The organism is Cellulomonas fimi (assembly GCF_028583725.1).
GTDB lineage: Bacteria > Actinomycetota > Actinomycetes > Actinomycetales > Cellulomonadaceae > Cellulomonas > Cellulomonas fimi_B.
In genome coordinates, this window is sequence record NZ_CP110680.1 from 577,490 (window position 1) to 599,089 (window position 21,600).

At 75.8% G+C, this 21,600-nt stretch carries 18 protein-coding genes; 13 read left to right on the forward strand and 5 right to left on the reverse strand.

Annotation, left to right across the window (positions count from 1 at the left end):
- Nucleotide 1 precedes the first annotated feature (1 nt).
- Nucleotides 2-793 carry an SDR family oxidoreductase gene (locus OOT42_RS02675; protein WP_273653413.1) on the forward strand — a complete coding sequence of 264 codons (792 nt, stop codon included), beginning with the start codon at nt 2-4 and terminating at the stop codon, nt 791-793.
- 77 nt (nt 794-870) lie between these two features.
- Here OOT42_RS02675 and OOT42_RS02680 read toward each other — a convergent pair whose 3' ends face one another.
- Nucleotides 871-1,479, reverse strand: coding sequence for a hypothetical protein (locus OOT42_RS02680; RefSeq protein WP_273653414.1), 609 nt, complete (start codon nt 1,477-1,479; stop codon nt 871-873).
- 286 nt (nt 1,480-1,765) lie between these two features.
- Between OOT42_RS02680 and OOT42_RS02685 the strand changes: the two genes are divergently transcribed.
- From OOT42_RS02685 to OOT42_RS02740, 12 genes are all read left to right on the forward strand, one after another.
- Nucleotides 1,766-2,131: a cupin domain-containing protein gene (locus tag OOT42_RS02685; RefSeq protein ID WP_273653415.1), complete on the forward strand. Its 366-nt coding sequence runs from the start codon at nt 1,766-1,768 to the stop codon at nt 2,129-2,131.
- 5 nt (nt 2,132-2,136) lie between these two features.
- On the forward strand, nt 2,137-3,498 hold the full coding sequence (locus OOT42_RS02690; RefSeq protein WP_273653416.1) for a class I tRNA ligase family protein: 1,362 nt from the start codon (nt 2,137-2,139) through the stop codon (nt 3,496-3,498).
- Between the two features lie 203 nt (nt 3,499-3,701).
- Nucleotides 3,702-4,646 carry an isocitrate lyase/phosphoenolpyruvate mutase family protein gene (locus tag OOT42_RS02695; protein WP_273653417.1) on the forward strand — a complete coding sequence of 315 codons (945 nt, stop codon included), beginning with the start codon at nt 3,702-3,704 and terminating at the stop codon, nt 4,644-4,646.
- Nucleotides 4,643-5,782: a phosphonopyruvate decarboxylase gene (aepY, locus tag OOT42_RS02700; protein WP_273653418.1), complete on the forward strand. Its 1,140-nt coding sequence runs from the start codon at nt 4,643-4,645 to the stop codon at nt 5,780-5,782. The genes OOT42_RS02695 and aepY overlap by 4 nt, the downstream gene beginning before the upstream one ends.
- Nucleotides 5,779-6,942 (forward strand): pyridoxal-phosphate-dependent aminotransferase family protein, encoded by a 1,164-nt coding sequence (locus OOT42_RS02705; protein WP_273653419.1) that lies wholly within the window; start codon nt 5,779-5,781, stop codon nt 6,940-6,942. The genes aepY and OOT42_RS02705 overlap by 4 nt, the downstream gene beginning before the upstream one ends.
- Complete coding sequence (locus tag OOT42_RS02710; protein ID WP_273653420.1) at nt 6,939-9,800, forward strand: FAD/NAD(P)-binding protein; 2,862 nt, start codon at nt 6,939-6,941, stop codon at nt 9,798-9,800. Before OOT42_RS02705 ends, OOT42_RS02710 begins: the two co-directional genes overlap by 4 nt.
- Nucleotides 9,797-10,936 carry a histidinol-phosphate transaminase gene (locus tag OOT42_RS02715; protein WP_273653421.1) on the forward strand — a complete coding sequence of 380 codons (1,140 nt, stop codon included), beginning with the start codon at nt 9,797-9,799 and terminating at the stop codon, nt 10,934-10,936. Before OOT42_RS02710 ends, OOT42_RS02715 begins: the two co-directional genes overlap by 4 nt.
- Nucleotides 10,933-12,342 (forward strand): MFS transporter, encoded by a 1,410-nt coding sequence (locus OOT42_RS02720; RefSeq protein ID WP_273653422.1) that lies wholly within the window; start codon nt 10,933-10,935, stop codon nt 12,340-12,342. Before OOT42_RS02715 ends, OOT42_RS02720 begins: the two co-directional genes overlap by 4 nt.
- A gap of 78 nt (nt 12,343-12,420) precedes the next feature.
- Nucleotides 12,421-13,950 (forward strand): aldehyde dehydrogenase family protein, encoded by a 1,530-nt coding sequence (locus OOT42_RS02725; protein ID WP_273653423.1) that lies wholly within the window; start codon nt 12,421-12,423, stop codon nt 13,948-13,950.
- A complete protein-coding gene (locus OOT42_RS02730; RefSeq protein ID WP_273653424.1) occupies nt 13,947-15,050 on the forward strand; it encodes a hypothetical protein in 1,104 nt (367 codons plus the stop codon). The genes OOT42_RS02725 and OOT42_RS02730 overlap by 4 nt, the downstream gene beginning before the upstream one ends.
- Nucleotides 15,050-16,318, forward strand: coding sequence for an FAD-dependent oxidoreductase (locus OOT42_RS02735; protein ID WP_273653425.1), 1,269 nt, complete (start codon nt 15,050-15,052; stop codon nt 16,316-16,318). The genes OOT42_RS02730 and OOT42_RS02735 overlap by 1 nt, the downstream gene beginning before the upstream one ends.
- 12 nt (nt 16,319-16,330) lie before the next feature.
- Nucleotides 16,331-17,119 (forward strand): methyltransferase domain-containing protein, encoded by a 789-nt coding sequence (locus tag OOT42_RS02740; RefSeq protein WP_273653426.1) that lies wholly within the window; start codon nt 16,331-16,333, stop codon nt 17,117-17,119.
- A 62-nt stretch (nt 17,120-17,181) separates the two neighbouring features.
- Here OOT42_RS02740 and OOT42_RS02745 read toward each other — a convergent pair whose 3' ends face one another.
- Genes OOT42_RS02745 through OOT42_RS02760 form a run of 4 tightly spaced genes read right to left on the reverse strand, consistent with a single transcriptional unit; the run spans nt 17,182 to nt 21,510 of the window.
- Nucleotides 17,182-18,546, reverse strand: a complete 1,365-nt coding sequence (locus tag OOT42_RS02745) for an LLM class flavin-dependent oxidoreductase (protein ID WP_273653427.1) — start codon at nt 18,544-18,546, stop codon at nt 17,182-17,184.
- Nucleotides 18,543-19,541 (reverse strand): ABC transporter ATP-binding protein, encoded by a 999-nt coding sequence (locus OOT42_RS02750; RefSeq protein ID WP_273653428.1) that lies wholly within the window; start codon nt 19,539-19,541, stop codon nt 18,543-18,545. The genes OOT42_RS02745 and OOT42_RS02750 overlap by 4 nt, the downstream gene beginning before the upstream one ends.
- Complete coding sequence (locus OOT42_RS02755; RefSeq protein WP_273653429.1) at nt 19,517-20,371, reverse strand: ABC transporter permease; 855 nt, start codon at nt 20,369-20,371, stop codon at nt 19,517-19,519. The genes OOT42_RS02750 and OOT42_RS02755 overlap by 25 nt, the downstream gene beginning before the upstream one ends.
- Entirely contained in the window at nt 20,371-21,510 is a 1,140-nt protein-coding gene (locus OOT42_RS02760; RefSeq protein ID WP_273653430.1) for an ABC transporter substrate-binding protein, read from the reverse strand. The genes OOT42_RS02755 and OOT42_RS02760 overlap by 1 nt, the downstream gene beginning before the upstream one ends.
- Nucleotides 21,511-21,600: the final 90 nt, after the last annotated feature.

Genomic DNA, 21,600 nt, shown 5'->3' on the forward strand with positions numbered 1-21,600 from the left:
CATGACGACCGCCCCCAGCACCTCGGCCGACTACACGGCCCGTCTGTTCGGGCTGACCGGCCGGCTCGCGGTCGTCACCGGCGCGAGCCGCGGCATCGGGCTCGCGATCGCCGAGGCCCTCGCGTGGTCGGGCGCGGACGTCGTCGGCGTCAGCCACTCGCTGCCGCCGGGTGCGAGCGACGTGCGGGCCGCCGTGGAGGCCGCCGGGCGGACGTTCACCCCGCTGCGCGCCGACCTCGCCGACCGTGCCGCCGTCGCCGCGCTCGCCGCCGACCTCGCCGGCCGGGACGTCGACATCCTGGTCAACAACGGTGGCACGATCCGCCGCACGCCCGCGGTCGACCACTCCGACGAGGACTTCGACCACGTGCTCGACGTCAACCTGCGCTCGGCGTTCGTGCTCTCGCGCGAGGTCGGGCGCACGATGGTCGCGCGCGGGTCGGGGCGGATCGTCAACGTCGCGTCGATGCTGAGCTTCCAGGGCGGGATCACCGTGCCCGGGTACACCGCGTCGAAGTCGGCGCTCGCGGGGCTGACGCGTGCGCTCGCGAACGAGTGGGCGTCGTCGGGCGTGCACGTCAACGCGGTCGCGCCGGGGTACGTCGCGACCGCGAACACCGACGACCTGCGGCAGGACCGCGCGCGTGCGCAGGAGATCCTCGCGCGCATCCCCGCCCACCGGTGGGCGACGCCGTCGGACGTCGCGGGCGCGGTCGTGTTCCTGTGCTCGCCGGCCGCCGACTACGTGCACGGCGCGGTCCTCCCCGTGGACGGCGGCTGGCTCGCGCGCTGACCGGCCCGGGCTCCTGCCCGCCGCTCGACCGGGAACGACGAGGCGGGACCCGCGCGGTCGCACCGCCGCCGCGCGGGCTACCGCCGGGCGACGCCCAGCGTGCGCAGGTGCAGCGCCGCGAGGTCGCGGACGACCGGCTCGTCGTCGTCGCGCCACGCCGCGGCGGGGTCCGGGTGCACGGTGAGCAGGTCGCGCGGCGCGGCGGACGTCAGCGCACGGAGCGCGAGCACACGGTCGCCGTGCGGCCCCGCGGCCGACAGCAGGCGCAGGTCGTGCGTCCCGTGCCACCACCGCACGCGCGGGGCGAGCCGGGCGACGAGGGCGACCAGGAGGGGGACGGCGACGACGGCGACGGCGAGCACGAGCGCGAGCCGCTCGACCGCCAGGACCTGCTCGTGGCTCGCCGTCGCGATCGCGGCTGCACCGTCGGACGCGCCGTCGAGCGGCGCGGACAAGGGGTCGCCGACGAGCGGGACGTCCGCGACACCGTCGCGCCCGGCGGCGAGCTGGTCGGCGATCCCGTCGGCACCCGAGCCGATGCTGCGGACGGGGTCGGCGAGCCGCCACACCGCCTCGTGGACGTGGACGGCCAGCCACACCGAGGCGGCCACGACCACGAGGGCGACGACGTCGCCGACCACCTGCCGGCGCAGGACCGGGCCCGGGGTCGCGTAGAGGCGAGGCACGCGCCGCATGCTAGGACCGCCCGCTCCGTCCGGCCCGGCGAACGTGTGCGGCGAGCCCGCCGACCGGCGCGGGCGGGGCCTCGTCGCAGGCGCATCGTCACGTGCCCCGCCGTACCGGCCGCCGCGCATTATCTGGACGGTCGTCCACGCGGACGTGGACGTGGCGTGACCCTTTCTTGCCACTTGTCCGGATTGTTCGCTAACGTGCCGTGACGCCACGCGGTCCCGGTGCATTCTCCTGGGCCCACGGGCGTCCTTTCTTTCGCACCGCAGGGGGAGCACGAGCGTGCACATCGACAGGAACTCGACCGAGAAGTACAAGCCGGAGTACGACGTCCTCGTCCGGCGCTTCGCGGAGACCTTCGCGCAGACCAGCCCGGGCAAGGAGGCCATGGGCGCGGCCATCTCGGTCTTCGAGCCGGGCGAGACGATCCGCGAGCACGTCAACAAGCCCGAGGTCGAGGAGGTCTTCCTCGTCCTCGACGGCGACGTGGACTTCTACCTCGACGGCCGGCGCGAGCGCATCACGACCGGTGACATGGGGCTCGCGCACATCGGCCAGGCGCACGCGTTCACCAACGCGGGCACCACCACCGCCCGGCTGCTGAGCATCTGGTGGCGCGCGGTGCGCGAGCCCGCACCCGTGGCCTGACGGCGATGGCGCGCACCGCCCCGACGGTCGTCTTCACCCCGCCGCCGACCCCGAACGGCGCGCTGCACGTCGGCCACGTCGGCGGCCCCTACCTGCGGGCCGACCTGTACGTGCGCCTCGTGCGGCTGCTCGACGACCGCGAGATCCGGCACGTCAGCCACGTCGACACGTACCAGTCGTACGTCGCGAAGAAGGCTGTGGAGGTGGGTGCGGAGCCCGACGCGCTGTCCCGGGAGTACACGGGCCGGATCCGCGCGGACTTCGACGCCTACGCGCTGCGCCACGACGCGTTCGGCGACAACCGCGACCCGGACTACCTGCGCTTCCTGCGGGAGGGCGTGCGGGCGCTCACGGACGTCGTGACGGTCGTCGAGCGCGAGGTTCCGCGGTGCGAGGGCTGCGGGCGCACGCAGCTCGAGGCGTACGCACGCTCGGCGTGCACCGGCTGCCTGCACGACGCGTACCTCAACGTGTGCGAGAACTGCTCGCTCCCGCAGCAGGTCGACGACGCGCTCGGGCTGCTGTGCACGCAGTGCCGCACGGCGGCGGGCGGCACGACGACGGCCCGCTTCCTGTCGTTCGACGCGGGCGCCGTCGCGGCCGTCGAGGACACGATGCGGCACCGGCACGGGGCGTCCCGCCGGGCGTCGGCGCTGTTCGACCGCCTCGGCCCGCACCTCGCGCTGTGGCAGTTCGAGTCGCCGTACGGCGTCGCGGTCGACGACTCCGGGCTGGTGCTCAACCCGTGGGTCGAGATCTTCTTCCACCACACGTGGTGCCTGCTCCAGGAATGCGGCGTCGACACCCGGCTGCCCTTTTCCGAGGGCGTCGCCGAGCTGAATCGTCGGGACCCCGACGTGATCTATTTCTTCGGCGTCGACAACACCTACTACTACGCGTTCCTGTTCACCGCCCTGGCGCAGGCGCTCGCCATTCGGCCGATGGTGCCGTCGCGCGTGAAGATCAACCATTTCATGCACCTGCGCGGCGCGAAGATCTCGTCGAGCCGGGGCAACGTCGTCTGGGCGGACGAGCTCGTCGGGTCCGCGCCGGTCGAGGTGCTGCGCACGCGCCTCGCCCGGTCGTGCCCCGAGTACGCGCCGCGCGAGCTGGCCGACGACGGTCCGCCGCTCAGCCCGGCTCGCCCGGTCGGCGTCCCGCCGGCCGGCGAGGGGCAGGGGCCGCGCGAGCTCGACGTCGTCCGCGCCCGGCTCGCGGACCTCGCCGCCATCGACACGTTCTCGGTCGAGCGCCTCGTCGACGTGATCGACAAGGGGCGCGAGCGCGCGCGTGCCGTCGGCGGCGACGACGCGGACGCGATCGACGGGTACCTCGCACACGTCTGCCGCGAGCTCCAGCTCGCGTAGCCCCCGCACCGGGCGCCGCCGGCACCCACGCACCGGGCACCGCTGCCCGCGCAACGAGCACCGACCACGCCACGACCGCGACCACGCACGTCGGCCGCGACCCAGCACCGCACCGCACCCGGCGACCGCGGGCGCGCACCGCCCCGGCGGCGCCGTGCCCTGCCGCCGTCCGAGCACGCCACTCCTCAGGAGGTTCGTCCACCATGACCCGCACCGACCACCCCGCCGTCCCCGTCCCCGCCCGCCGGACCACGCTGCGCGAGCTGTTCGACGCGCCCGGCCTGGTGCGGATCGTCGGCGCGCACAACCCGCTCGGCGCCCGGCTCGCGGAGCGCGCGGGCTTCGACGGGGTCTGGGCGAGCGGCCTGGAGGTCTCGGCGTCGCAGGGCGTGCCGGACGCCGACATCCTCACGATGAGCGACCTGCTGAGCGTCTCCGCGTCGATGGCGTCGGCGGTGCGCATCCCGGTCGTCTCCGACTGCGACGCGGGCTACGGCAACGTCCCGCAGGTCATGCACATGGTGCGCCGGTACGAGGCCGCCGGGATCTCGGCGGTGACGATCGAGGACAAGCTCTTCCCGAAGATGAACAGCTTCGTCGCGAGCAACCAGAGCCTGCTCCCGGTCGAGGCGTTCTGCGGCAAGATCGCCGCCGCCGCCGCGGCGCGGACCGGCGACCTGCTCGTGATCGCGCGCATCGAGGCGCTCATCGCGGGGCACGACCTGGACGAGGCGCTGTCCCGGGCGCACGCGTACGAGGCGGCGGGCGCGGACGCGGTGCTCATCCACGCGAAGGACCGCTCGCCCGACGTGGTGCTGGAGTTCCTCGAGCGCTGGTCGTCGCCGCTGCCCGTCGTGGTCGTGCCGACGACGTACCACACGGTCACGGCGGCGGAGCTCGAGGAGGCCGGCGCGAAGATGGTCGTGTACGCGAACCACGGGCTGCGCGCGCTCATCACGGCCGTGTCGCAGACGTTCTCGTCGATCCTGCGCGACGGTCGCACATCGCGGTTCGAGGACGACATCGCGACCGTCGAGGACGTCTTCGAGCTGCAGGGCCTGCGCGACATGCTCGACGAGGAGCGCCGGCACGACGCCGCGGGCGTCGAGCACGCGCTCGCCGCGGCGCCGCTGGCGAGCCGCTCGTGACGACGCTCGTCGACGTGCCCGCGGTGCTGGAGGCCGACGCGTTCCTCGACGTCCTCGCAGCGCGCGGGCTCGGGCCGGTCGTCGGGGTGCCGTGCTCGTTCCTGGCCCCCGCGATCCGGCGGATGGAGGACGGCGCGGGCGTCGAGTACCTGGCCGCGGCGAACGAGGGCGAGGCGGTCGCGATCGCCGTCGGCGCGCGGCTGGGCGGGCGTCGGCCCGTCGTCGTCATGCAGAACTCCGGGCTCGGCAACGCCGTCAACCCGCTGACGTCGCTCGCGAGCACGCTCGAGGTGCCCGTGCTGCTGCTCGTCACGTGGCGCGGTGAGCCGGGCTTCCCCGACGAGCCGCAGCACCGGCTCATGGGCGAGATCACGCCCGACCTGCTCGACGCGATGGGCGTGCGGCACGAGATCCTCCCGTCCGACCCGGTGGTGCTCGGCGAGCGCGTCGACGAGGCGCTGCGGCACCTGGACGCGACCGGCCGGCCGTTCGCGTTCGTCGTGCGCAAGGGCACGTTCGAGAAGGCGGTGCCGCGACCGCCCGCGGACGACGACGACGCCCACCGACCGCCGCTGCGCGCCGAGGTGCTGGGCGCGGTCGTCGACGCCGTCGGGCCCGAGACCGTGCTCGTCGCGACGACCGGCTACACCGCGCGCGAGCTCGCCGCCGGCTGGGACCGTCCGGAGAACCTGTACGTCGTCGGGTCGATGGGGTGCGCGTCGAGCGTCGCGCTGGGCCTCGCGACGGCCGTGCCCGACCGGCGGGTCGTCGTGCTCGACGGTGACGGGGCGGCGCTCATGCGGCTCGAGGCGCTCGCGACGATCGGCGCGGTGCGGCCGCCGAACCTCGTGCACCTGGTCCTCGACAACGGGTCGTACGAGTCGACGGGCGGGCAGCGCACGTCGTCGTCGCACGTCGACCTCGTGGGCGTCGCGAGGGCCTGCGGGTACGGCGACGCCCGGAGCGCGACGACGCCGGCCGCGGTCGCGGAGGCGGTGCTCGGCGCGACCGGCACGACGTTCGTGCACGTGCCCGTGAGCCCCGGCACCGACCCGGACCTGCCGCGACCCGCGATCCAGCCGCCCGACGCGGCCCGCCGCCTCGCCGCCGCGCTCGCGTCGGAGGTGCGGCCGTGACGCGCGTCGTGCTGCTCAACCCAGGCCCGGTGATGACGGCCGACGAGGTCCGCGAGGCGCTCGCCGGACCGGACCTGTGCCACCGGGAGTCCGACTTCGGCGACCTGCTGGCCCGCGTCCGGCACGAGCTGACCGACCTGTGCGGCGGCACCGGCACGCACGACACCGTCGTGCTCACGTCGTCCGGGACGGGCGCCGTCGAGGCGGCCGTCGCGAGCGCCGTGCCGGCCGACGGCGTCGTGCTCACGCTGGAGAACGGGCACTACGGCGAGCGCATGCGGCAGATCGCGCAGTCGCACGGCATCCCCGTCCGCGAGCTCGCGGTGCCGTGGGGACGCCCGCTCGACGCGCGCGACGTCGCGGCCCGGCTCGCCGCGGAGCCGCAGGTCACGCACGTGACGCTCGTGCACCACGAGACGAGCACGGCCATGCTCAACGACCTGCCCGGCATCGCCCGGGTCGTGGCCGAGGCGGGCCGGTCGCTGGTCGTCGACGCCGTGAGCAGCGTCGGGTGCGAGGACGTCGACGTCGCGGCGCAGGGCGTCGACTGGCTCGCGGGGACGTCGAACAAGTGCCTCGAAGGCATGCCGGGCCTGTCGTTCGTCACCGCGCGCGCCGACCTGCTCGACGCGCTCGCCGGGAGCCCCGGACGCGGGTACACCGTCGACCTGGGCCGGCACCACCGGGCCCAGGCGCGCGCGGGCGTCCCGGCCTTCACGCCCGCCGTCCCGACGTTCTACGCGCTCGAGGTCGCGCTGCGGCGCCTGCGCGCGGAGACGGTGTCCGGTCGACGTGCCCGCTACGGGCGGCTCGCGGAGCTGCTGCGCGCCGGGCTCGTCGAGCGCGGGTTCACGGTGCACCTCGACCCCGCCGAGCGTGCGTCGTCGCTCACGTCGCTCGACCTGCCGCCCGGGCTCGGGTACGCCGAGCTGCACGCGGGCCTGCGGGCGCGCGGCTACGTCGTCTACGCGTCGCAGGAGCACCTGCGCGACCAGGCGTTCCGTGTCGCGACGATGGGCACGCTGACCGAGGACGAGGTCCGCGGGTTCGTCTCCGCGCTCGACGCGGTGGTCGCCGCGGCACCCCGGACGGGTACCCGGCACGAGCGGGAACGGCGGCACGCGGGCCCGTCGCACGCCACCGCACCGGTGGCGACGTGACGCGTCCCCTGCGGGTGGCCGTCGTCGGGGGAGGTCCCCGCGCGACGTACGCCCTCGAACGACTCAGCGCCCACGCCGACGCCCTGACGGCCGGCCGGACGCTCGAGGTGCACGTCTTCGAGCGGACCGGGCGGTTCGGCGCGGGGTCCGTGCACGACCCGCGGCAGCCGCTCACCGCGGTCCTCAACCGCACCGCGGACGAGGTGTCGTTCGCCGCCGACGAGACCGTCACCGGCGCCGGACCGCTGCGTCCGCCTGCAGAGCGTCCGACGCTCGCGCGGTGGATCGCGCAGCGGTCCGACGGCGTCCCCGAGGAGCCCGCGGCCTGGCCCCCGCGCGCCGTCCACGGAGCCGCGCTCGAGGAGCGGCTCGCCCGGTTCGCCGCCGACCTGGAGCGCACCGGGCGCGCGCGTGTGCACCGGCACGCCGTCGAGGTCGTCGAGCTCCGCGAGTCGTCCCCCGAGGCGTCCTGGCCGGAGGGCCCACTCGACGTCCTGGCCGCCGACGGGCGCACGTGGACCGTCGACGACGTCCTGCTCGTGACCGGGCACGGGTCGCCGCGACCCGCGCACCCGACGGCCGACCCGTGCGCCGGACCGGGGGACCACGCGGCCGTGCACGTCACGCGCGCGTACCCGCTGGACGGCCCGGGCTCGGTCGCGGAGGTGCCCGCCGGGTCGCGCGTCGCGCTCGTCGGCACCGGCATGACGGCCCTCGACGTGCTGATCGCGCTCACGGCGGGGCGCGGCGGCCGGTTCGCGCGCGCACGCGGCGGACGGCTGACGTACCTGCGGTCCGGCGCGGAGCCGTCGACGATCCACTGCACGAGCGGCTCGGGGGTGTTCCCGTACGCGCGGCCCGCGGTGCTCTCGACCGTGAGCCCGTTCGTCGACGCGCGCGGCGGCCGCTTCCTGCGCCACGACGTCCTGCCGCGACTGCGCCGGTCGCGCGGCGGCCCGCGGGAGGGCGGCGGGGACGGCACGGGAGCGCTCGACGTCGAGCGCGACCTGCTGCCGCTGATCGTCCTGGAGATGGCCTTCCAGCACGACGCGACGCTGCGCGGCCTCGACGCCGCGCGCGACGCGGCGACCCGTGTGCAGGACGCCGTCGACGCGTTCGTGGACGACGGCCTCGCGGGTCGGACGGGGGACGACGCGCGGCCCGACGCGCTCGCCCGGCTCCTGCTGGCGCACACGGGCGACGTCGACGACGCCGACCGGTTCGACTGGGACGCGCTCGTCGACCCGCTCGCGACCGGCGACGACCTGGCCGACGTGATCGAGCTCGACGTGCGGCGCGCGCGCCAGGGCGTCGGCGTGAGCCCGCACCTCACCGCGCGCAACGGCGTGTGGCGGGACCTGCGCGGCGTCATCTCGGCGGCCGTCGACGACGGCGGGCTCACGGCCGCGTCGCACCGGCGGTTCGTCGAGCGTGTGGTGCCGTGGCACAACCGGTTCGCGAACGGTGCGTCGCCCGACGTGATGGCGCGCGTCGCCGCGCTGCTGCGGTCCGGGCTCGTGCGCGTCGACCGCGACGACCGCGTCGACCGCAGAGGGCCGTGCGCGGTGCCCACGACCACCGTCGACGCGCTCGGCGGGACGCCCGATGTGCTCGTCGACGCGTGGGTGCCGCGGCTCGACGTGCGGACCGACCTCAACCCGCTCTACCGGCGGCTCGTCGAGCGCGGTGCGGCGTCGCTGTGGGCGACGGGCACGGGCGCGGACGCCTTCCGGCCCGGCGGCGTGCGCGTCGACGACCGGCACCACCCGGTGCGTGCGGACGGCACGTCCGACCCGCGCGTGACGGTGCTCGGCCCGGTGCTCGAGGGGCAGCGCTCGTTCCTCGTGTCCGCGATGCGTCCCGGCCGCGACCACCACGTCATGCGCGACACGGTCGGCTGGGTCGACGACCTGCTGGCCCGCCACCCCGCCCCGCAGCGCGGCGCGACCGTCGTGCGCCCCCCGGCACGACCCGACGAGAGGACCCCCAGCATGGGCACGACGACCACCCGGCACGCGGTCGGCACCGACGGCGAGATCGGCCTGCTCGTCGACGCGCCCACCGACGGCGAGCACCTGGGCGACGTCGTCGTCGCGCCGGTGTTCGGCGGCACCGCGCGCAGCATGTTCCCGTTCGCGCACGCGCTCAACCGGCACGGTTTCCGGACGGTGCGCGTGGACTTCCGCCACCACGTCGGCTCGGGCAGCGGCGAGATCGCGGGGACGCGGCTGTCGGCGCAGGCGGAGGACGTCGCGGCGGTGCTCGACCTCCACCCGGGCGCGCTGCTCGTCGCGGTGAGCCTGGCGACCCGGCCCGCGGTCCGTGCGCTCGCGGGCGGTGCCCCGGCGGGCGGCGCGGTGCTCGTGACGCCCGTGCTCGACGTGACCGCGACGCTGCGCGAGGTGATCGGCACGGACTTCGTCGAGGCGGAGCTGGACCGGCTGCCCCCGACGGTCGACGTGCTCGGCTACGAGGTGCGCGACGGGTTCGTGCACGACGCGCGGACGCACGGGCTGCACGGGTACGACGAGGCGGTCGAGGACCTCGCGCGCGTGGCGGTGCCCGTGCGGCTCGTCGCGGGCGACACCGACCCGTGGGTCGACGTGACGCGCGTGCGGGCCGCCGCCGGCCGGCTGGCCGACGAGGGTCGGGACGTCGGGCTCGTCGAGGTGCCCGCCGCGACGCACCGGCTCAACCGCAACCCCGTCGTCGCGCGCCGCTACGTCGAGGAGACCGTCCGGGCGTGCCTCGACCTCGTGGGCAGCGACCGCCCGGTGGACGTGCCGTCGTTCGACGCGCTGGTCCGGGCGAGCAGCGCGCGTCCCGCCGTCGCCGAGCCGGCCGGGGTGCCGGGATGACGGCGTCCGGCATCAGGCAGCCCGCGGTCCCCGTCGCCGACGTCCCGATCGGTGACCTGGTCCGGCCCGAGCTGCGCGGCCAGGAGCCGTACGGCGCGCCGCAGCTCGACGTGCCCGTGCGGCTCAACACCAACGAGAACCCGTACCCGCCCGACCCCGCGACGAGCGCCGCCGTCGCGCGCGCGGTCTCCGAGGCGGCCGCGGACCTGCACCGGTACCCGGACCGCGAGGCGACGCGCCTGCGCACGGCGCTCGCGGGGCACCTGACCGCCGACACCGGTGTGCCGCTCGACGCACGGCAGGTGTGGGCGGCGAACGGGTCGAACGAGGTCATGCAACAGCTGCTGCAGGCGTTCGGCGGGCCCGGCCGGCTGCTGCTGTCGTACGGGCCGACGTACCCGATGTACCCGGAGTACGCGCGCAACACCGGGACGGCGTGGCGGTGCGAGCCCCGCGACGAGCGGTACGGGGTCGACCCCGCGCGGCTCGTCGACGACCTCGCGACGCACCGGCCCGCGGTCGTCGTGCTCGCGTCGCCGAACAACCCGACGGGGACCGCGCTGCCGCTCGCGACGGTGACCGCCGCGCTCGACGCGGCGCCCGGGCTCGTCGTGGTCGACGAGGCGTACGCGGAGTTCCGCCGCGCGGGCGTGCCGAGTGCGGTCGAGCTGCTCGACGGGCACCCGCGCCTGGTCGTCGTGCGGACGCTGAGCAAGGCCTTCGCGGGGGCCGGGGCGCGGATCGGCTATCTCGCGGCGGACCCGGCGGTGGTCGACGTGCTGCGGGTCGTCCGGCTGCCGTACCACCTGTCGGCGCTCACGCAGGCCGCGGGCTGCGCACTCCTGGCGCACCGGACCGAGCAGCTGCGCACGGTCGACGCGCTGCGTCGCGGACGGGACGACCTCGTCGACTGGCTCCGCGCCCGCGGCTGGACGGTGCCCGACTCCGACGCGAACTTCGTGCTCGTCGGGCCGTTCGACGACGCGTGCGCGGTCTGGGAGCGCCTGGTGGCGTGCGGGGTGCTGGTGCGGGAGATCGGCGGTCCGGGGCGGCTGCGGGTGTCGATCGGGACGCCCGAGGAGATGGCGGCGTTCCGGAGGGCGTTCGCCGCGGTCACGTCCGCGGGTGCCCCGTGACGTCACGCGCGGCACGCACCGGGATCGGGCTGCTCACCGCCGCGACGTTCATGCTCTTCCTCGACGTCACGGTCGTGAACGTCGCGCTCGACCGGATCGGCACCGAGCTCGGCGGCGGGCTGAGCGCGCTGCAGTGGGTGCTCGACGCGTACACCGTCGCGCTCACCGTCGGGCTGGCGGGAGCCGGGCCGCTCGTCGACCGGTACGGGGCCGTGCCGGTCGCGGTCGTCGGCGTCGCGGTGTTCACGGTCGCGTCGGCGGCGTGCGCGCTCGCACCGACCGCGGGCGTGCTGCTCGCGGGGCGGGCCGCGCAGGGCGTCGGCGCCGCCGTCGTCGTGCCCGCGTCGCTCGGCCTCGTCGCCGCCGTGCACCCCGCCGGACCCGCGCGGTCGCACGCCGTCGCGCTGTGGTCGGCGATCGGGGCGGTCGCGCTCGCGGTCGGGCCGCTCGTCGGGGGCGTGCTCGTGCAGACCGCCGGGTGGCGGTCGATCTTCTGGCTCAACGTGCCGGTGGGGGTCGTCGTGTGCGGCGGGCTCCTCGCGATCCGCCGGTCCGCACCCGTCGCCCCGCACGTCCCGGGCCGGGCGGACGTCGTCGGTGTCGTCGTGCTCGCCGCGGCGCTGCTCACCGCCGCCGTCCTCGTCATCGAGCACGTCCCGCCCGGTCCGCTCGGCCCCGCGCTCGCGGTCGTCGTGCTCGTCGGGGCCGTCACGCTCCTGCTGCGCCGCGGTCGCGGCAGGCCGCACGCCGTGCTCCCGACGGACCTGGTGACCCGCTCCGAGGTCGCGGTGCTCCTGCTGCTGGGCGGCGCGACCTTCGCCGGCCTCTACGCGTTCGTGTTCCTCGTGCCGCTCAGCGACCAGGCCGCGTTCGGCCGCAGCGCGCTCGCGACGGGCGTCGCGTTCCTGCCGCTGACGGTCGCGCTGTTCGCGGTCGGGTTCGTCGCGGGGCGGCTGGCCGAACGGTTCCCCGAGCGGCTGCTCGTCGGCGGCGCGCTGCTCGCGATGGCCGCGGGCACCGGGCTCGCGGTCGGCGTGGGCCTCGACCCGGCGTCGCCCGTGCGGCCCGTCGCGCTCGTCCTGGTCGGCGCGGGTGCGACCCTCGCGCTCACCCCCGCGACCATCGCGTTGCTGCGGCTGGCCGGCGCGCCCCGGGCGGGCGTCGTGACGAGCACCAGCAACCTCGTGCGGAACGCCGGCGGCGTGCTGGGTGTCGCGCTCGCCGGGTGGGCCGTGCACGCGGGCCGTCCCGGTGCCGGGCCCGTCCCCGCCGGTCCCGACCTCGTCGACCGGGTCGGCGGCGCGCTCGCGGCCGTCGCCGTCGCGCTCGCGGTCGTCGCGGTCGCCTTCCTCGTCGCCTGCCCACCGGGCCTGGCCCGACGCGTCCCGCGCGCCGAGCCGGCCTGACACGAGCCCGCCGCCCGACGCGCGCCGCCCGCCCGACGCGCCCCGCGCACACGTCACGCACCACCGAACGGAGATCCCATGGACCAGGTCATCGACCTCCCGCTCATCGTCAACGGCGTCGCCCGGTACGCCGACGGGCCGCAGGACGACGACGTCCACCTGCTGCGGTTCGAGAGCGGCGCCGCGGTCCGCATCCCGCGGTTCCACCAGGCGCACCTCGACGAGATCCACGCCGCGGCCGCCGACCTCGACGCCGAGCTCGCGGCGGTCTCGTCGGCGGAGATCATCACGTTCCTCGGCAAGGTCGGCGAGCTGTGGGACGCCCGTCGCCTCGCGGCGCGCATGTTCGTCCGCCGGCACGCGCACACGCTCACGCAGTTCCCCGACGTGATGATGGAGCGCGACTACGAGACCATCGGGCACTTCCTCGCGCAGCGCTGGCACCTGTACGACCAGATCGAGTCGGAGTTCGGCGACCAGCGGATCCTCGACGAGTGGCTGCCGGTGCAGATGTCGTACCGGCGCGCGTACCCGCGCGGTCTCGTCCTGCACTACCTGGTGGGCAACCTGCCGCTCGCGTCGATGTACAGCCTGTGCCGCGGCATGGTGACCAAGAACCGCTCGATCGCGAAGCTCCCGTCCCGCGACCCGATCTCGCCCGTCGGGATCGCGCTCGCGGTGCTCGAGGTCGACCCGCAGCACCCGGTGTCGCGCGCGCTGTCGCTGCCGTACTGGCCGCACGGCGACGCGGTCGGCGATGCGGCGATCGCGTCCGTCGACGCCGCCTGCGTGTGGGGCGGCGAGGCCGCCGTCCGGTCCGTGCGCAGCAAGCTCGGCGTCAACGTCCCGCTCGCCGAGTACGGCCCGCGGCACAGCGCGTCGGTCGTCGACCTCACGCAGACCGACCCGCGCGAGGCCGCGATGCGCGTCGTCGAGGACGCCGCGTTCTACGACCAGGAGGCGTGCTTCAACACCCAGCGCGTCTTCGTGAAGGGCGACACCGCGGCGTTCGTCGCCGCCGCGCGCGAGGCGTTCGCGACGTTCACCGGCAACCTGCCGTTCGTCACCGAGAACCGCGACGTGCTCGCCAACCGGTCCGCGCTGCTCGCCGAGGCGTCGTTCCGCGGCTTCCCGTCGACGGTCACCCCGGACTGGGCGGTCGTCGAGCTGCCCCTCGGCACCACGGACCTGCCGCACCCGCTCGGCCGCACGCTGTTCGTGCACCCCGTCGAGGACCTCGGCGACGTGGCCCGGCACCTCGACCGGCACAGCCAGACGCTGAGCGTGCACCCCTGGCGGATCACGACCGAGCACCGGGACCGGTGGGCCGCCGCGGGCGCGGACCGGCTCGTCGAGGCGGGGTTCTCGCGCATGCCGCGCGCCGGGTTCACGCACGACGGCTCGCTCGGCATGCACACGCTCGTCCGGCTCGTGTCGATCGAGCGCTCGTGGGACGACCCCGGCCGCTACTACACGCGCCGCACCGACGCCGCGCAGCACTACCTCGTCGACCGGTACGACCGCGTCCGGGCGACGATGCAGGCCGACGACCTCGCCGCCGTCGGCACGGACCCCCGACCCGCGCCCGCCGAGGGAGAGCAGCGATGAGCACGACCGCGACCCGACCCGCCCCGACGACGACGGCCGACGAGGTCAGCGCGCTCGACGCGTGGCTGTCGGCGACCGACGTGCTGCGCGACGGCGCGACGCCCGAGGTCCGCGCCGCGTTCCTGCGCGACGCCGTCGCGCACCACGTCGCGCACAACCCCGCCTACGCGCGGTACGCCGACGGGCTGGACCCGGCGTCGATCGACGCCGACACGCTCGACCGGATCCCGCTGCTGCCCAGCGGCGTGTTCAAGCGCGCGGCCGACCTGGTCCGGACCGGTTCCGAGCCCGTCGTCATGACCACGAGCAGCGGCACGCAGGGCACGGTGTCCCGCGTCCCGCGTGACGACGCGACGCTCATGCGGTTCTTCGCGTCGGTCACGGCCGCGACGCACGAGCTGCTCGACGTCGAGCACGCCGAGACCGTCGTGCACAACGTGGGCCCGCGCGTCGACGAGTCGCAGCACCTGTGGATCTCCTACGTCATGTCGGGCGTCTCCGTGCTGCACGAGACCGACTTCTACGTGCGCGACGGCGCCGTCGAGACCGAGCGCCTGGTCGCGGCGCTCGCGGCCGACGACCCGTCCGTGCCGTCGCTCGTCGTCGGGCCGCCGCCGCTGCTGTGGGACCTCGCGCACGCGCTGCGCTCGCGCCCGCTGCCCGCGCACCCGCGCCGGTTCGCCGTGACGATCGGCGGCTGGAAGGGGCGGCAGGGGCAGGCCGTCGCGCGCGACGCGCTCCACGACGTGCTGGTCCCGTCGCTCGGGCTGCCGGGTGCCGGTGCCGTGCGCGACGCGTTCAACATGGTCGAGCTCAACACCATCGCGCTCGAGTGCGCCCACCACGCCAAGCACTGCCCGCCGTGGCTGTACGTGAGCGCGCGCGACGCCCGCACGCTCGCGCCCGTCGAGCCGGGCGAGTCGGGGCTGCTCGCGTACTGCGACCCGACGCCGACGAGCTTCCCCGGGTTCGTCCTCAGCGAGGACTTCGGCTGGGTCGACCGCGACGTCGCGTGCCCGTGCGGTGTCACGGGCGACGTGCTGCGCATCGAGCGACGCGTCAACCGGCTGGAGAGCCGGGGCTGCGCGATGAAGATCTGATGCCCGGCGACCGTCCGGGAGCGGGGGTCGACCGGGCCGACGACGTCGTCGACGTGGTCGTCGTCGGGCTCGGGGTCGCCGGGGCGACCACGCTGTGGGCCCTCGCGCGCGCGGGGCTGCGGGCCGTCGGCGTCGAGCAGCACGAGCCCGGCCACGTGCACGGCGGGTCGCACGGCGGCACGCGGCTGTTCCGTCGGCTGCACTGGGAGGGCGCGCACTACCCGGCGCTCGCCGACCGGTCGCTCGCGCGCTACCGCGAGCTCGAGGCCGAGTCCGGCACGACCCTGCTGACGCCCTGCGCGCACGCCGTCGTCGGGCCGGGCGACGGTCCGCTCGTCGGGCGCACGCGCGCCGTCGCGCAACGCTGCGGGACCTCCGTCCAGGTGCTGCGGTCGCGCGCCGCCGCCCGGGCGGTGCCGCACCTCGCGCTCCGCACGGACGACACCGTGCTGCTCGACCGCGCCGCCGCGGTCGTCCGTCCCGAGGCGACGGTCCGCGCCGCGGTGGCGTGCGCCGCGGAGCGCGGGGCGCAGGTGCTCGTCGGGCGCGTCGTCCGCGAGGTCCGCGACGGTGCCGACGGGGTCGTCGTCGTGCTGGACGACCGCGTGCTGCGGGCGCGGCGGGTCGTGCTCGCGACGGGCGCGTGGCTCGCGACGGGGGAGGCCGCGCGCGTCGTCGGGGCGCCCGCGCGACGCGTCGTGCAGGCGTGGTTCCGCCCGGTCGGCAGGGTCGACGGTGCCCCGGCCCGCGCCGGGGAGCAGGTCCGACCCGGGGGTGCGTGGCCCGCGTTCGTGCGGCAGGTCGGCGCGGACCGGTTCTGGGGGCTGCCGGACGTCGACGGTCGCGGCGTGAAGGTCGGCGGGTCGTCGCGGCTGCTCGACCCCGACCGGCTCGGCGCCGGCCGGGCCGGGCCGCCCTCGCCCGACGAGACGCGTCCGGTCGTCGACTTCGTGTCCACGTGGGTGCCCGCGCTCGCGCCCGAGCCCGTCGCCGCGTCGGCCTGCGTCGACGCCTACACGTCCGACGGCGACTTCCTCGTCGGCCGCGTCCCGGGCACGCTCCGGCTCGTCGTGTGCGGCGGGTTCTCCGGCCACGGCTTCACGCACGCGGCCGCCGTCGGCGACCTGGTCGCGGCGCTGTGCCACCCCACCGGGCCGTCGGCGAGCGACGTCGAGCTCCTCCGCCCCCACGACCCCGCCCGGACCGCCCGGACACCGCGCACCGACCACGTCCCGGTCCAGCGCCCCGCACCCGCGACCACCCCCTGAGGAGAACGACCCATGCCCGACGGACTGCCTGCGACCATCGCGCACCGCTACAGCCGCGAGGTGGCCCTCCGCCACGAGCTGCTCTACGGCCGCGGCTACCAGGGCCCGGCCGAGCCGGAGGTGTTCGACGCGCTCGCCGCGCGCGCGGGTCTGCGTGCCGGGGCCGACGTGCTCGACGTCGGGTCGGGCCTGGGCGGCGACGCGTTCCGGCTCGCGACCCGGTTCGGTGTGCGGGTGGTCGGGCTCGACGCGTCGCCCGACATGACGGACCTGGCCCGCGAGCGCCGGGAGGTCGACGCGCCCGGCGCGGACGTCGAGCTCGTGTGCGGCAACGTGCTGACGTCGGACGTCGTGCGGCCCGGTGCCTTCGACGTGGTGTGGACGCGCGACGCGGGGGCGTTCCTCGCGCACGACGAGAAGCCCGTCGCGTGGCGCCTGCTGCACGACGCGCTGCGTCCCGGCGGGACGGTCCTGGTCACCGACTACTGCCTGGGGACGTCGGACGCGTCGGCGGAGTTCGGTCAGCGGATGCTCGCGTGGGGTCAGCACATGCTGACGCTCGACGCGTACGCCGACCTGCTGACGTCGTGCGGCTTCACCGACGTCGTGACCGAGGACCGCACCGCCGACCTCGTCGCGTCGCAGGAGCACGGGCTGCGGGTCCTCGAGGAGCGCGGCGACGACGTGCGCGCGCTGCTGTCGCCCGAGGAGCACGCGGACCTCACGCGACGCTGGCGCACGAAGCTCACGCACAGCACGTCGGGCGAGCTCGTCTGGATGGTCCTCACGGCCCGCCGCTGACGGTCCGCCGCTGACGGGCGCGCGCACAGCGGCCCGTCAGCGGCGTCGCGGTCGGCGGCAGGTCAGGGGGCGACCTCCGCCGTCGCGAGGCGTGCCACCGTGTGCGGGTTCGCGGGGCGCGCCAGGCCGTAGTGGTCGCGCAGCGTCGTGCCCGTGTACTCGGACCGGAAGATGCCGCGGTCGACGAGGATCGGCACGACCTGGTCGACGAACTCCTCCAGGCCCGACGGCAGCACCGCGGGCATGATGTTGAACCCGTCGGCGGCACCCTGGTCGTACCAGTCCTGGATCGCGTCGGCGACCTGCTCGGCCGTCCCCGAGAACGTGCGGTGACCGCGCCCGCCGCCGAGCCGGCCGATGAGCTGGCGGACCGTGAGCCGCTCGCGCCGCCCCAGGTTCACGATGAGCGTGTACCGGCTCTTCGCACCCTCGATCTCGTCCTCCGACGGCAGGTGGTCCGGCAGCTCGCGGTCGAGCGGCAGGTCCTCGGGGTCGACCCGCAGCTGCGCCGCGAGCTGCACGCGCGCGTACTCCGGGTTGATGAGCCGGTCGAGCTCGTCCTCCTTCTCCCGCGCCTCGGCCTCGGTCGCGCCGATCACCGGCACGATTCCGGGCAGCACGAGCACCGTCGCGGGGTCGCGGCCCCACTCGACCGCGCGGCGCTTGAGGTCCGCGTAGAACGCCTGCGCGTCCTCGAGCGTCTGCTGCGCCGTGAACACCGCTTCCGCGGAGCGCGCCGCGAGGTCCTTGCCGTCCTCCGACGACCCCGCCTGCACGAGCAGCGGGTGCGCCTGCGGCGAGCGGGGCGTCGTCAGCGCGCCCGCGACGCGGAAGTGCTCGCCGACGTGGCCGATCGGGTGGACGCGCGACGAGTCGCCCCAGACGCCCGCCTCCTTGTCACCGATCTCGGCGTCGTCCTCCCACGAGTCCCACAGCTTGAGCGCGACCTCGATGAACTCCGCCGCACGCGCGTACCGGTCGGCGTGCGCGGGCTGCTCGTCGAGGCCGAAGTTGCGCGCGGCCTCGACGAACGCCGTCGTCACGATGTTCCAGCCCGCGCGGCCGTTGCTGATGTGGTCGACCGAGGCGAAGCGTCGGGCGAGGTTGTACGGGTCGTTGTACGTGGTCGACGCGGTCGCGATCAGGCCGATGCGCTCGGTGACCGCCGCGATCGCCGCGAGGACGACCGTCGGCTCGAGCGTGCCCGACGGGCGGCGGCCGATGTCCCGGTGCAGCGCGGGGCCGTCGGCGAAGAAGATCGAGTCGAGCTTCCCGCGCTCCGCCGTCTGCGCCAGGCGCTGGAGGTAGGCGATGTTCGTCGAGACGGACGACGGGTCGCTCTCCGGCAGGCGCCACGACGCCTCGTGGTGGCCCGTGCTCATGAGGAACGCGTTGAGGTGCAGGTGGCCTGCGCGGTGCGTGGTCATCGGGTGCTCCCAAGGTCGTCGCGGTGGTGGTCCAGGTCGGGGACGACGCCGGCGGTGCCGGCCGTCGGGGTGGTGCCGGGCGTGCTCAGCGCGCCGAGCGCGCCGAGCAGGCGGGTGCGCAGCGCGGCGAACCGCGGGTCGGCCGGGTCGCGCGGGCCGTCGTCGAGCGTCACGGGCACGTCGAGCGCGATGCGCCCCTCGTCGAGCACGACGACCCGCTCGGCCAGCACGATCGCCTCGTCGACGTCGTGCGTGACCAGCAGCACCGCCGGGCGGTGCCGCGCGCACAGGTCGCGCAGCAGCTGATGCATCCGCAGGCGGGTGAGGGCGTCGAGCGCGCCGAACGGCTCGTCGGCGAGCAGCAGCTGCGGCTCCCGGACGAGCGAGCGGGCCAGCGACACGCGCTGCTGCTCGCCGCCCGACAGCTCGGTGGGCCACGCGCGCTCGCGGCCTGCGAGGCCGACCTCGGCGAGGCGCTCGCGCCCCAGGTCGCGGGCGTGCGCGCCGCGCAGGCCGAGGGTCACGTTGTCGAGCACGCGCGCCCACGGCAGCAGCCGCGAGTCCTGGAAGACGACGGACACCCGCTCGGGCACCGCGACCGTCCCGGTGCCGTGCACGTCGTGGTCGAGGCCCGCGAGCGCGCGCAGCAGCGTCGACTTGCCCGACCCGCTGCGGCCGAGGATCGCGACGAACTCGCCCGGCGCGATCGTGAGGTCGAGGTCGCGCAGCACGCGCCCGTCACCCTCGGCCAGGCCGTACGCGCGGTCGAGGTGCCGGACGACGACGGACCCGTCGGTCGTGGTGGTGCGCTCGTCGGCGAGGGCGCCGTGCGCGGGCGGCGGGACCGCGGAGCGCTCGGGCGAGCGGCCGTCGGCGTGCGCGGGTGCGGCGGCGGGCGCGGCGGGTGCCGCGGTTCCGTCGGCGAGCACGGTCGACGCGTCGGGGTGGACGGGGATCCCGGGTGCGCGGGTCAGTCCGCGAGCGTGCGTCGCCATGCGAGCGCCCTCCTCTGCACGAGGCGGACGAGCGCGTCGGAGCCGAAGCCGAGGACGCCGTACAGGACGAGGCCGACGACGATGATCTCGGTCTGCCCGTACGTGCGCGCGAGCTCCATCATGTAGCCGATCCCGGCGGTGCCGTTGATCTGCTCGACGACGACGAGCGAGAGCCACGCGCCGGTCACGGCGAACCGCAGCCCGAGCAGGAACCCGGGCAGCGCGCCCGGCAGGACGACGCGGCGCACGAACTGCCAGCGCGACAGCCCGACGGTCTCGGCGAGCTCGACGTAGCGCGCGTCGATCGTCCGCAGGCCGTTGTGGGTGTGGATGTACACGGGCACGAAGACGCCGAGCAGGATCGTGACGACCTTCATCGTCTCGCCGATGCCGAGCCACAGGATGAGCAGCGGCAGCAGCGCGAGGCTCGGGATGGCCCGCTTGACCTGCACGGGCCCGTCGATGAGCGCCTCCCCGATGCGGGTGAGGCCGGACACGAGCGCCAGCAGGGTGCCGAGGACGATGCCGAGGAGCAGGCCGAGGAGCGCGCGCTGCGCGGACACCGCGAGGTTCTCCTGCAGGCGGCCGGACTCGATCAGCTCGCCTGCGGTGGTGACGACCGTCCAGGGCGCGGAGAGCGTGCGCTGGTCGATGAAACCGGTCGCGCTGCCGAGGGTCCAGAACGCGACGAGCGCGAGCAGGCCCAGAGCGGCGCCGCCGGGGATGCTGCGGCCGGGTCCGAGGCGGCGGGTGGCGCGGCGACGGGTGGTCGTCGGGCGGGTGAGCGGGCGGGGCGACGCGAGCGCCCGTGGTGCGGTGAGGACCGACATCAGCTGCCCGCCCCCGCCCGGTACTCCTCGACGGCCTCCGCGATGACCGGCGCGAACCGCTGGTCCCACAGGTCGGGCGCGTCGAGCGGCTCGTTGCCCGTGGCCTCGGCGAGCAGGTCGATCGTCTCCTGGTGGCGCTCGATCGCGTCGGTCCAGTCGGCGGGGACGTCGGGCGTGCCCGCGTGCTCGACGAGGTAGCGGCCGTCCTCCTCGGACAGGCCCTGGTCGGCGACGTAGTACCCCTGCACCCACGCGTCGGGGTGGTCCTCGACCCAGAGCTTGGCCTGCGCCCAGAGCCGCACGTACGCGCGCAGCGCCGCGGCCTTGGCCGGGTCGTCGAGGGTCGACGTCGGCGCGTAGAGCACGCTCGGGTCGTCGCGCAGCCCGTGCGTCACCGTGTTCCCGCCGTCCTCGCCGTACTGGTCGACGTAGCGCGCGATCTGCACGCCGCCGAGAGGCGCGACGTCGACCTCGCCCGCGGCGAGCGCCGTCGGGTAGACGTCACCGGTGCTGGGCAGCTCGACGAGCTCGACGTCGTCGAGGTCGAGGCCCGCCTCCTGGAGCGCCCGCAGCACGATGACGCCCTGCGCCTGACCCGGGCTGTACGCGATGCGGTGGCCCCTGAAGTCCTCGAGCGAGTCCACGCCCTCGACGCCCGGCGCGACACCGAACTCGTAGATCGGGAAGTCCGCCCAGTCCTCGCGGTAGGACGCGGCGACGATCCGCACGTCGAGGCCGGTCCAGGTCGCGTGGATCGGCGGGATGTCCGCGACCGCGCCGACGTCGAGCGACCCGGCGCGGAACGCCTCGGTCGTCGCGGGACCGCCGGACACGTTGGCCCACTCGATCTCGAAGCCGAGGTCCGCGTCGAGGTCGTCGCCCGCGATCTCGACGGCCTTCTGCGTCGTGGGGTCGCCGATGACGAGCGTCGTGCCGGCGGGGATCTCGGTGGGCAGCTCGCCGGTCGCGGCGGGTGCGCCGGTCCGGCCGTCGCCGGTCGTCTGCGCGCTCGCGCCGGAGCAGGCGGCGAGCGTCCCGGTCAGGACGGTGGCGAGGACCGCGGCGGCGAGCCGGGGCCGGGCCGCGGGAAGCGCCGCGGTGCGCGGTGCCGGACGGGTCCGGCGGGTACGGGTGGACATGCGTGTGCCTCTCGACGGCAGGACGGATCGCGCCGCTGCCCCGTGCGGGCGTGCGGCGTTCGGTGCGTGGTGGTGCGCGGGGGAGAGGTG

Bases quoted from the DNA above. Each gene is read 5' to 3' on its own strand.
- OOT42_RS02675 (WP_273653413.1), top strand. From the start codon at position 2: ATGACGACCGCCCCCAGCACCTCGGCCGACTACACGGCCCGTCTGTTC.
- OOT42_RS02690 (WP_273653416.1), top strand. From the start codon at position 2,137: ATGGCGCGCACCGCCCCGACGGTCGTCTTCACCCCGCCGCCGACCCCG.
- OOT42_RS02695 (WP_273653417.1), top strand. From the start codon at position 3,702: ATGACCCGCACCGACCACCCCGCCGTCCCCGTCCCCGCCCGCCGGACC.
- OOT42_RS02715 (WP_273653421.1), top strand. From the start codon at position 9,797: ATGACGGCGTCCGGCATCAGGCAGCCCGCGGTCCCCGTCGCCGACGTC.
- OOT42_RS02725 (WP_273653423.1), top strand. From the start codon at position 12,421: ATGGACCAGGTCATCGACCTCCCGCTCATCGTCAACGGCGTCGCCCGG.
- OOT42_RS02730 (WP_273653424.1), top strand. From the start codon at position 13,947: ATGAGCACGACCGCGACCCGACCCGCCCCGACGACGACGGCCGACGAG.
- OOT42_RS02735 (WP_273653425.1), top strand. From the start codon at position 15,050: ATGCCCGGCGACCGTCCGGGAGCGGGGGTCGACCGGGCCGACGACGTC.
- OOT42_RS02740 (WP_273653426.1), top strand. From the start codon at position 16,331: ATGCCCGACGGACTGCCTGCGACCATCGCGCACCGCTACAGCCGCGAG.
- OOT42_RS02745 (WP_273653427.1), bottom strand. From the start codon at position 18,546: ATGACCACGCACCGCGCAGGCCACCTGCACCTCAACGCGTTCCTCATG.
- OOT42_RS02750 (WP_273653428.1), bottom strand. From the start codon at position 19,541: ATGGCGACGCACGCTCGCGGACTGACCCGCGCACCCGGGATCCCCGTC.
- OOT42_RS02755 (WP_273653429.1), bottom strand. From the start codon at position 20,371: ATGTCGGTCCTCACCGCACCACGGGCGCTCGCGTCGCCCCGCCCGCTC.
- OOT42_RS02760 (WP_273653430.1), bottom strand. From the start codon at position 21,510: ATGTCCACCCGTACCCGCCGGACCCGTCCGGCACCGCGCACCGCGGCG.